The organism is Tepidimonas fonticaldi (assembly GCF_007556755.1).
GTDB lineage: Bacteria > Pseudomonadota > Gammaproteobacteria > Burkholderiales > Burkholderiaceae_C > Tepidimonas > Tepidimonas fonticaldi.
This window is the reverse complement of record NZ_VJOO01000049.1, coordinates 1-9317: the sequence shown is the minus strand read 5'-3', so window position 1 is coordinate 9317 and position 9317 is coordinate 1. Positions and strand designations below refer to the sequence as shown.

8 protein-coding genes are annotated in these 9317 nt (G+C 69.3%); 7 read left to right on the top strand and 1 reads right to left on the bottom strand.

Features of this window, described 5'->3' with window-relative positions:
- Positions 1-95 precede the first annotated feature (95 nt).
- From Tfont_RS13840 to Tfont_RS13815, 6 genes are all read left to right on the top strand, one after another.
- On the top strand, positions 96-1133 hold the full coding sequence (locus Tfont_RS13840; RefSeq protein WP_260682409.1) for an extracellular solute-binding protein: 1038 nt from the start codon (positions 96-98) through the stop codon (positions 1131-1133).
- A gap of 117 nt (positions 1134-1250) precedes the next feature.
- The gene (locus Tfont_RS13835) at positions 1251-2366 is read left to right on the top strand and encodes an ABC transporter ATP-binding protein (protein ID WP_143969872.1); all 1116 of its coding nucleotides are present in this window, start codon (positions 1251-1253) and stop codon (positions 2364-2366) included.
- 23 nt (positions 2367-2389) lie between these two features.
- Positions 2390-3319, top strand: a complete 930-nt coding sequence (locus Tfont_RS13830; protein WP_143969871.1) for an ABC transporter permease — start codon at positions 2390-2392, stop codon at positions 3317-3319.
- 18 nt (positions 3320-3337) lie between these two features.
- Positions 3338-4198 carry an ABC transporter permease gene (locus Tfont_RS13825; RefSeq protein WP_143969870.1) on the top strand — a complete coding sequence of 287 codons (861 nt, stop codon included), beginning with the start codon at positions 3338-3340 and terminating at the stop codon, positions 4196-4198.
- Positions 4199-4229: 31 nt separating this feature from the next.
- Positions 4230-5711: an aldehyde dehydrogenase gene (locus Tfont_RS13820; RefSeq protein ID WP_260682408.1), complete on the top strand. Its 1482-nt coding sequence runs from the start codon at positions 4230-4232 to the stop codon at positions 5709-5711.
- 2 nt (positions 5712-5713) lie between these two features.
- The gene (locus tag Tfont_RS13815; RefSeq protein ID WP_260682407.1) at positions 5714-7054 is read left to right on the top strand and encodes a glutamine synthetase family protein; all 1341 of its coding nucleotides are present in this window, start codon (positions 5714-5716) and stop codon (positions 7052-7054) included.
- 19 nt (positions 7055-7073) lie between these two features.
- On the opposite strand, the gene Tfont_RS13810 is transcribed toward Tfont_RS13815, so the two are convergent.
- Entirely contained in the window at positions 7074-8225 is a 1152-nt protein-coding gene (locus tag Tfont_RS13810; protein ID WP_143969868.1) for an alkene reductase, read from the bottom strand.
- Between the two features lie 112 nt (positions 8226-8337).
- Here Tfont_RS13810 and Tfont_RS13805 point away from each other — a divergent pair, with 112 nt between their 5' ends.
- A complete protein-coding gene (locus Tfont_RS13805; protein WP_143969867.1) occupies positions 8338-9231 on the top strand; it encodes a lysophospholipid acyltransferase family protein in 894 nt (297 codons plus the stop codon).
- Positions 9232-9317: the final 86 nt, after the last annotated feature.

Here is a 9317-nt window from a genome sequence, read left to right as displayed (position 1 = left end):
AGCATGCCCTCGGGGATGTAGTCCGGCCAGTTGTAGATGTTGAGCACCTTCTCGTCGTCGAGCACGGGGCCGTCGCCCAGGCCCCCGCCGGCCCCGTGCTCGACGACGAGAAGGTGCTCAACATCTACAACTGGCCGGACTACATCCCCGAGGGCATGCTGGAGGCCTTCGAGAAGGAAACCGGCATCAAGGTCAACTACGACACCTTCGAGACCAACGAGGCGCTGCACGCCAAGCTGGTGGCGGGCAACACCGGCTACGACATCGTCGTGCCGGGCAGTGTGTTCGCCAAGCCGCAAATCGAGGCCGGCCTGTTCCAGCCGCTGGACAAGGCCAAGATTCCCAACTACGGCAACCTCGACGCCGGTGTCCTGAAGGTGCTGGACAAGGTGGACCCGGGCAACCAGCACCTGGTGCCTTGGGCGTGGAGCTTCACCACCGTCGGCGTCAACAAGACCAAGCTGGCCAAGGCACTGGGCAACATGCCCATGCCCGACAACGCCTGGGACCTGGTGTTCGACCCCAAGTACACCGCCAAGGTCAAGTCCTGCGGCATCGCCTACCTGGATTCGCCGACCGAGATCATCCCGGTGGCGCTGCACTACATCGGCAAGGACGCCTACTCCAACGACCCGGCCGACTACAAGGCGGCGGTGGACATGCTGCTGAAGGTGCGCAAGGACATCCGCATCTTCAGCTCGACCATGATCGACGACATCGCCAGCGGCAAGGCCTGCGTGGCGATCGGCTGGGCCGGCGACATCAACATCGCCGCCGCCCGCGCGGCCGAGACCGGCTCCAAGGACGAGATCGTCGCGCTGCTGCCCTCCACCGGCGCGCTGGCGTTCTTCGACACGATGGCCATCCTGAAGGACGCCAAGCACCCGAACAACGCGCACGCGTTCATCAACTTCTTCCTCAAGCCCGAGAACGCCGCCGCGATGGCCAACGAGATGGGCTACAACGCCGGCAATACCCAGGGCAAGGACCAGATCAAGCCCGAGGTGGTCAACAACCCGTCGATCTTCCCGCCGGCCGACTACATGCCCAAGCTGATCCAGCCGAGCAGCTACACCAACGAGGCGCGCGAGGCCATGGCCTCGGCCTACAACGCGTTCAAGCGCGGCAAGTGATGCCAGGCGGTGTCCTCCCGCACCGCCGATGAGCCCGGGCTGTTCGTGCCACCGTGTATGAACAGCCCGTTTTATTTGTCCGTCGGCCCCGGCCGACCTGCAGGAGTGTGATCCGTCATGGCTGAAGCTCCCCGTGCTCCAGGCGAGCAGGAGAACTATCTGGTCACCGAAAAACTCGTCAAACGTTTTGACGAGGCGGTGGCGGTCGACGAGGTGTCGCTGTCGGTGCGCAAGGGCGAGATCTTTGCGCTGCTGGGCAGCTCGGGGTGTGGCAAGTCCACCCTGTTGCGCATGCTGGCGGGCTTCGAGACGCCGACCTCGGGCCGCATCCTGCTCGGTGGGCAGGACGTGGCGGGCCTGCCACCCTACGAGCGGCCGGTCAACATGATGTTCCAGAGCTATGCGCTCTTTCCGCACCTGGACATCTGGGAGAACATCGCTTTCGGCCTCAAGCGCGAGGGCCTGCCCAAGGCCGAGATCGCCAAGCGCGTGGACGACATGCTGGCGCTGGTGCAGCTCTCGCCCTATGCGCGGCGCAAGCCGCACCAGCTCTCGGGCGGGCAGCAGCAGCGCGTGGCGCTGGCGCGCAGCCTGGCCAAGCGGCCCAAGCTGCTGCTGCTGGACGAGCCGCTGGGTGCGCTGGACAAAAAGCTGCGCGAGCAGACGCAGTTCGAGCTGGTCAACATCATCGAGCAAGTCGGCGTGACCTGCGTGATGGTCACGCACGACCAGGAAGAGGCCATGACCATGGCCAGCCGCATCGCCGTCATGAGCAAGGGCCGCGTGCTGCAGGTCGGCACGCCGCAGGAGATGTACGAGTTCCCGGCCAACCGGTTCGTGGCGGACTTCATCGGCAGCGTCAACCTGTTCGACGGCACCCTCAGCGTCGACGAGCCGGACCACTGCGCCGTCACCACGCCGCTGGGCGACATCCACGTCGGCCACGGCACCACGGGCACCGTCGGCATGCCGCTGTGCGTGGCCGTGCGGCCGGAGAAGATCGATATCGCCAAGGCCCGCCCGGAGGGCGTGCCCTGCAACCTGTTCCAGGGCCGGGTCAAGGAGATCGCCTACTTCGGCTCGTACAACAGCTACATCGTCGTCACCGCCGCGGGCAAGAAGGTGCGCATCACCGAGGCCAATACCTCGCGCCACGACCTGTCGGACATCACCTGGGACGACGAGGTCTGGTTCTGGTGGAGCGACACCGCCGGTGTCGTGCTGCGCGACTGAGGGCGCCCACCCGGAGAACCGCCATGGCCCGAAACCCCGCCTCGTCGCTGCTGTCCGTGCCGGGACGCCGCTTCGTCATCGCCGTGCCGTTCGGCTGGCTGACGGTGTTCTTCTTCCTGCCCTTCCTGATCCTGCTGTACATCAGCTTCGTGGACATGGGCACGGGGATCGATCCCTTCCAGCCCCTGTGGGATGCCACGGCCGGCGTGCTGCGTCTGAAGTACGAGAACTACTGGACCATCTTCAAGGCCGAGTGGGACGGCCCGCTGTTCCAGACGCTCTACATCGAGGCCTACGTCCGCTCGTTGCTCTACGCGGCCATCACCGCCACGCTGTGTCTGGTCATCGGCTACCCGTTCGCCTACTTCATCGCGCGCAGCCCCGCCTCGGTGCGCCCGGCCCTGCTGCTGATGGTGATGCTGCCGTTTTGGACCTCGTTCCTGCTGCGCGTCTATGCGTGGAAAGGCATCCTGGCCGACGCCGGCATCCTCAACCGCCTGTTGATGGCGCTGGGCGTGATCGACGAGCCGCTGCACATGCTCTACACCAACGTCTCGATGCTGGTGGGCATGACCTACGTCTATCTGCCTTTCATGGTGCTGCCGCTGTATGCCAACCTGGTCAAGCTCGACTGGCGGCTGCTGGAGGCGGCCTACGACCTCGGCGCCACGCCCTGGCGCGCCTTCTGGCTGGTGACGGTGCCGCTGTCCAAGGCCGGCATCATCGCCGGCTTCATGCTGGTGTTCATCCCGTCGGTGGGCGAGTTCGTCATCCCGTCGCTGCTGGGCGGCCCGGAAAACCTGATGATCGGCCGCGTGGTGTGGGACGAAATGTTCGCCGCCAACAACTGGCCGCGCGCGGCCGCACTCGCCGTGGTGATGATCGGGCTGATCGTCGTGCCGCTGGCCATCTACTACCGCTACAGCGGCGAGCGCGCCGCCGGGCAGTCCTGAGGACCGGGGGACCGCACCATGGGCAACATCCTCACGCGCCACTTTGGCAAGGCCTGGCTGCTGCTGGTCTATGCGTTTCTGTACGCGCCGCTGCTGTTCATGATCGTGTTCTCGTTCAACAGCACGCGGCAGGACGCGGTGTTCACCGGCTTTTCGCTGCGCTGGTATCAGGCGCTGCTGGACGACAGCAAGATCGTCAACGGCTTTTTCGTCTCGCTGAAGGTCGCGCTGACCACCGGCGTGCTGTCGGCGGTGCTGGGCACGTTCGCCGCCTTCGTGCTGGTGCGCTACCCGCGCTTCTGGGGGCGCACCGTGTTCTCGGGCATGGTCAACGCGCCGCTGGTGATGCCGGAGGTGATCATCGGCCTGTCGCTGCTGCTGCTGATGGTGGGGGCGCAAAACGTCTTCGGCTGGCCGCAGCGCGGCATGCTGACCATCATCCTGGGTCACACGCTGATGGGCATGGCCTACGCGATGGTGGTGGTGCAGTCGCGCCTGCGGGAAATGGACCGCCGCATCGAGGAGGCGGCGATGGACCTGGGCGCGCGGCCGCACCAGGTGTTCTTCCTTGTCACGCTGCCCAACATCGCGCAGGCGGTGCTGGCGGCCTTCCTGCTGTCGTTCACGCTGTCGTTCGACGACGTGGTGATCTCCGAATTCCTCTCCGGCCCCGGCGTCAACACGCTGCCGCAGGTGATCTTCGGCTACGCGCGCCGCGGCATCAACCCCACGATCTACGCCGCCGCGACGATCCTGATCGCCGTCGTCACCACCGTCATCGTCGGCTACGCCGTGTGGGTGGCGCGCGCCACGCGCCGGCGCGAGCGCGAGATCGCCGCCGCCGCGCGGGCCGAGACCAAGACGCTGGGCGTGCGCTGACGGGATTGCTCCACCCTTTGCGAGGATGACCATGACCCCCGAAACCCCGTCCCTGACCCTGGATGGCCGTGCCTTCATCGACGGTCGCCGCGTCGAGGCGGCCGATGGCCGCACCTTCGACTGCCACTCGCCCGTGGATGGCCGGCTGCTGACGGCCGTGGCGCGCGGCGGGCCCGCCGATATCGACGCCGCGGTGGCCGCCGCGCGCGCCGCGTTCGAGGACCGGCGCTGGGCGGGCAAGCCCCCGGCGGCGCGCAAGCGCGTGCTCATCCGCTTCGCGGAGCTGATCCTGGCCCACGGCGACGAGCTGGCGCTGACCGAGACGCTGGACATGGGCAAGCCCCTGCGCTACGCCAAGGGCGTGGACGTCAACAGCGCCGCCAACTGCATCCGCTGGTACGGCGAGGCGGTGGACAAGGTGTACGACGAGATCGCGCCGACGCCCGACACGGCCCTGGCGCTGATCACGCGCGAGCCGGTCGGCGTGGTGGGGGTCATCGTGCCGTGGAACTACCCCATGATCATGGCGGCGTGGAAGATCGCGCCCGCCCTGGCCGCGGGCAATTCGGTCGTGCTCAAGCCCAGCGAAAAGTCGCCGCTGACGGCGCTGCGGCTGGCCGAGCTGGCGCTGGAAGCGGGCATTCCGCCGGGCGTGTTCAATGTCGTGCCGGGCTACGGGCCCGAGGCGGGCAGCGCGCTGGCGCTGCACATGGACGTGGACTGCATCGCGTTTACCGGCAGCACGCGCGTGGGCAAGCAGATCCACGTGATGGCCGGGCAGAGCAACCTCAAGCGCGCCTGGACCGAGCTGGGTGGCAAGTCGCCCAACATCGTGTTTGCCGACTGCCCGGATCTGGACCGCGCGGTCGAGGCGGCCGTGGGCAGCATCTTCTTCAACCAGGGCGAGAGCTGCAACGCCCCCTCGCGCCTGTTCGTCGAGGCGTCGATCAAGGACGCCTTCCTGGAAAAAGCCCTGGCCCTGGTGCCGCGCTACCAGCCCGCCAATCCGCTGGACAAGAACACCGTCATGGGCGCGATCGTGGACCGCATCCAGCTCGACACCGTGCTGCGCTACATCGAGCAGGGCCAGGCCGAGGGCGCCCGGCTGCTCGTCGGCGGGCAGGCCGTGGAGCCGGTGCCCGGCGGCTGCTATGTGCAGCCGACCATCTTCGACGGCGTGACCAACGACATGACCATCGCGCGCGAGGAGATCTTCGGCCCGGTGCTGTCGGTGATCACCTTCACCGATGCGGCGGATGCGGTCCGCCAAGCCAACGCCAATGTTTACGGCCTGCAGGCGGCGGTGTGGACGCGCGACCTGAACAAGGCGCACGGCGTGGCGCGGGCCCTGCGCGCGGGCACGGTGCACGTCAACCAGTACGACGAGGACGACATCACCGTGCCGTTTGGCGGCTTCAAGCAAAGCGGGGTGGGGCGCGACAAGTCGCTGCACGCCTTCGACAAATACACCGAGCTCAAGACGACCTGGATTCGCATCGACAGCCCGGTGTGACCGTGGACCGCGACGCCACCCTGCAGGCCACGGTCGAGCGGCTGTCCGCACAGGGCATCCACTCGATCCTGGCCACGTTCACCGACCTGCTGGGTGCGCCCAAGGGCAAACTCGTGCCGCTGGCGGCTTTGCCCAAATGGGTGCGCGAGGGGGCCGGTTTTGCCGGCCCCAGCATCTGGGGCACGGGCCTGCCCCGCCTGGGGGCGCGCAGCGAGTATTTTGGCCGCGTGCAGCCCGACAGCCTGCGCCCGCTGCCCTTCATGCCCGGGGTGGCGCATGCCGTTTGCGACGGCTATGCGGGGGGCGAGCCGCTGGCGACCTGCTCGCGTCAGGTGCTGCGCCGGCAGTTGGACCGGCTGCGCGCGCGGGGTTGGACGGCGTGGGTGGGCATCGAGCCCGAGTTTTTTCTGCTCCAGCGCCGCCCGGACGGCGGCTGGCGCGCGGGCGACGGCCTCGACCGGCTCGACAAGCCGTCCTACGACCTGCAGGCCATCCACCGCCAGCGGGGGTTTCTGGACGACATGCGCGCGGCCTTGGGCGCGCTGGGTTTCGAGATCGAGCAGATCGACCACGAGGACGCCAACGGCCAGTACGAGATCAATTACCGCCACGACGAGGCGCTGGCGGCGGCCGACCGCTACCAGCTCTTCAAGCTCACCGCGCATGCGGTGGCGGACCGGCACGGCTTTGCCTTCAGCACCATGCCCAAGCCGCTGGCCAACGCCCCCGGCAGCGGGCTGCACTTTCACCTGAGTTTGACGGATGCCGAAGGGCGGGCGCTGATGGCCGATCCCACGGCGCCGCTGGGTCTGAGCGCCCTGGGGGCGCGCTTTGCGGCCGGCTTGCTGCACCACGCCGACGCATTGGCGGCATGGTGCGCGCCCACCGTCAACAGCTACAAGCGGCTGGCGGCCGGGCGCAGCGCCTCGGGCACCACCTGGGCCCCGGTGTGGAAGGCGATCGGCGACAACAACCGCACCTGCCTGCTTCGCGCCGTGGCCGGGCGGCTGGAGTGGCGCTTGCCCGATCCCGCCTGCAACGTGTATCTGGCGCTGGCCGGCACGCTCGCCGCCGGCCTGTCCGGCATCGACCAGGCCCTGCCGGCCCCGACTCCGTGCGCGGACGATTTGTACGACCGCCACCGCGCGGGCGCGCCGCTGCCCGGCCGCCTGCCGCGCGACCTGGCCACTGCGCTGGAGGCGCTGACGCTCGACGCCCCTCTGCGCCACGCCGTGGGCGAGGCGGTGTGCGAGCAGTGGCTGGCCCTGAAGTGGGCCGAGTGGGACGCCTGGGCCGCGGCCGTGACCGACTGGGAATGGGCGCGCTACGCCGAGGCGCCCTGACCTCGACGCCGTCCGCGGCTCAAGCCGCGAACGGGTAGTCCGTGTAGCCCTCGGCGCCGCCGCCGTACAGCGTGGCGTGCTGCAGCGGGTTCAGCGGCAGGCCTTCGCGCAGGCGGCGCGTGAGGTCCGGGTTGGCGATGAACGGCCGGCCAAAGGCCACCAGATCGGCCCCCTGGGCCAGGGCCTGCTCGGCCAGGGCGCGGTCGTAGCCGTTGTTGACCATCCAGGCCCCCGTTCCCCCCGCGTCGCGGTAGGCGCGGCGCAGTGCGGCGTAGTCGAACGGCTGCGGCCCTTGCTGGTAGTCGCGCGCGCCCCCGGTCTGGCCTTCGATCACATGCACATACGCCAGACCCAGCGGGGCGAGCTGGCGCACCACGTACTCGAACAGCGGCTGCGGATCGTCGTCCTGGGCGTCGTTGGCCGGTGTCACCGGCGACAGGCGGATGCCCACCCGCTCGCCACCGATGGCCTGCGTCACGGCGGTCATCACCTCCAACAGCAGCCGCGCCCGGTGCTCGATGGGGCCGCCGTAGGCGTCGGTGCGGTGGTTGCTGCCCCGGCGCAAAAACTGGTCCAGCAGGTAGCCGTTGGCGGCGTGGATTTCGATGCCGTCGAAGCCGGCCTCGATGGCGTTGAGGGCGGCCTGGCGGTAGGCGGCGACGATGCCGGGCAGCTCGTCCAGCCGCAGCGCTCGTGGCTCGGAGACATCGACGAAGCCACCCACGCGCTGGCCGTCCACATCCTGCACCAGATAGGTCTTGGCGGCGGCGCGGATGGCCGAAGGCGCCACCGGCGGCTGGCCGCCCGGTTGCAGCGCCACGTGCGAAATGCGCCCCACGTGCCACAGCTGCACCACGATGTGCCCGCCCTCGGCATGCACGGCGTCGGTGACGGCGCGCCAGGCGCGCACCTGTTCCGGCGTGTGCAGCCCCGGTGTGTCGGCATAGCCGTGCCCTTCCGGGCAGACCGACGTGGCCTCGGCGATGATCAGGCCCGCGCCGGTGTCGGGCCGGGCCCGCTGGGCGTAGTAGGTGGCCATCAGCGCGGTGGGCACTTGGCCTGGGGCGCGGTTGCGGGTCAGCGGCGCCATCACGACGCGGTTGGGCAGCGTCCAGGCGCCGACGCGGATCGGGTCGAACAAAGAGGGGGACAAAGAGGCGGTCGGTTCCATGCCCGCCATGGTACTGGCGAGGGCCGCGTCTGTCGCGCGGCCGCTGTCGCCGCCGTGGCAGGGCGCGGCCGCGCCGGTCGAAGCTGCCGGGGCGGCTATCATGCGCCCGCGCATGAACACCCCGCCCACCCCCTCTGGTATCGAGACGGCCCCCGGCCCCTGGTGGTTGCGCTGGGTGGCGCGGCTGCCCCTGCCGTGGTTGCGCGCGGCGGGCGCGGCGCTGGGCGCCGTGTTGTATTTGGGGGCCGTGCGGCGGCGTGCGGTGGTGCACCGCAATCTGGCGCTGTGCTTTCCCCAGGCCAGCCCGGCGCAGCGCCGCCGTTGGGCGTGGCAGACGTTTTGTCACTTTGGTCAGGCTTTCGTGGACCGGGTGTGGCTGTGGCATGCCCCGCCCGCGGTTATTACCCGGCGCGTGCGGCTGGAGGGCGCTTGGGCCGCGCTGTCCGAGCCCGGCCCCCGGCTGCTGTTCGTGCCGCATTTCGTGGGGCTGGACGCGGCCTGGTCCCGGATGACGCAGGCATTCGATCGCCCGTGGGCCACGCTGTACGCCCCCCAGTCCCACCCCGCACTGGACGCCTGGGCCCGCCGTGGGCGCGGGCGGTTTGGGGCCCCGCGGATCGTGTCGCGGCGCGACGGGGTGCGTGGCGTGGTGCGTGCGCTGCGCGAAGGGGCGGCGGTCTGCCTGCTGCCCGACATGGACCTGGGCGCCGCGCAGTCGGTGTTCGTACCATTTTTTGGGGTGCCGGCGGCCACGGTCACCTCGCTGCCCCGGCTGGCGGCGGCCGCGCATGCGCCGGTCATCCCGGTGGTGGCGCGGCTGGATGCCCAGGGGTATCGGGTCTGGGTGGGCCCCGCCTGGGCGGACTATCCCAGCGGCAACGACGAGGCCGACGCCGCCCGCATGAATGCGGAGCTGCAGCGCTGGATTGCCGAAACCCCGGGCCAGTACCACTGGCTGCATCGGCGCTTCAAGACCCGGCCGCCGGGGCACGCGGGGTTGTATTGACCTGGGTTTGACGCGACCGGGCTCGAGGTGCCATCCAGCGTGATAAATGTCACGCAAAATATCAATTCCCCCCCCCCCCCCCCCCC

What these genes read in the sequence shown, in the direction of transcription:
- Tfont_RS13835 (WP_143969872.1), top strand. Translation starts at nt 1,251, where the DNA reads ATGGCTGAAGCTCCCCGTGCTCCAGGCGAGCAGGAGAACTATCTGGTC.
- Tfont_RS13830 (WP_143969871.1), top strand. Translation starts at nt 2,390, where the DNA reads ATGGCCCGAAACCCCGCCTCGTCGCTGCTGTCCGTGCCGGGACGCCGC.
- Tfont_RS13825 (WP_143969870.1), top strand. Translation starts at nt 3,338, where the DNA reads ATGGGCAACATCCTCACGCGCCACTTTGGCAAGGCCTGGCTGCTGCTG.
- Tfont_RS13820 (WP_260682408.1), top strand. Translation starts at nt 4,230, where the DNA reads ATGACCCCCGAAACCCCGTCCCTGACCCTGGATGGCCGTGCCTTCATC.
- Tfont_RS13810 (WP_143969868.1), bottom strand. Translation starts at nt 8,225, where the DNA reads ATGGAACCGACCGCCTCTTTGTCCCCCTCTTTGTTCGACCCGATCCGC.
- Tfont_RS13805 (WP_143969867.1), top strand. Translation starts at nt 8,338, where the DNA reads ATGAACACCCCGCCCACCCCCTCTGGTATCGAGACGGCCCCCGGCCCC.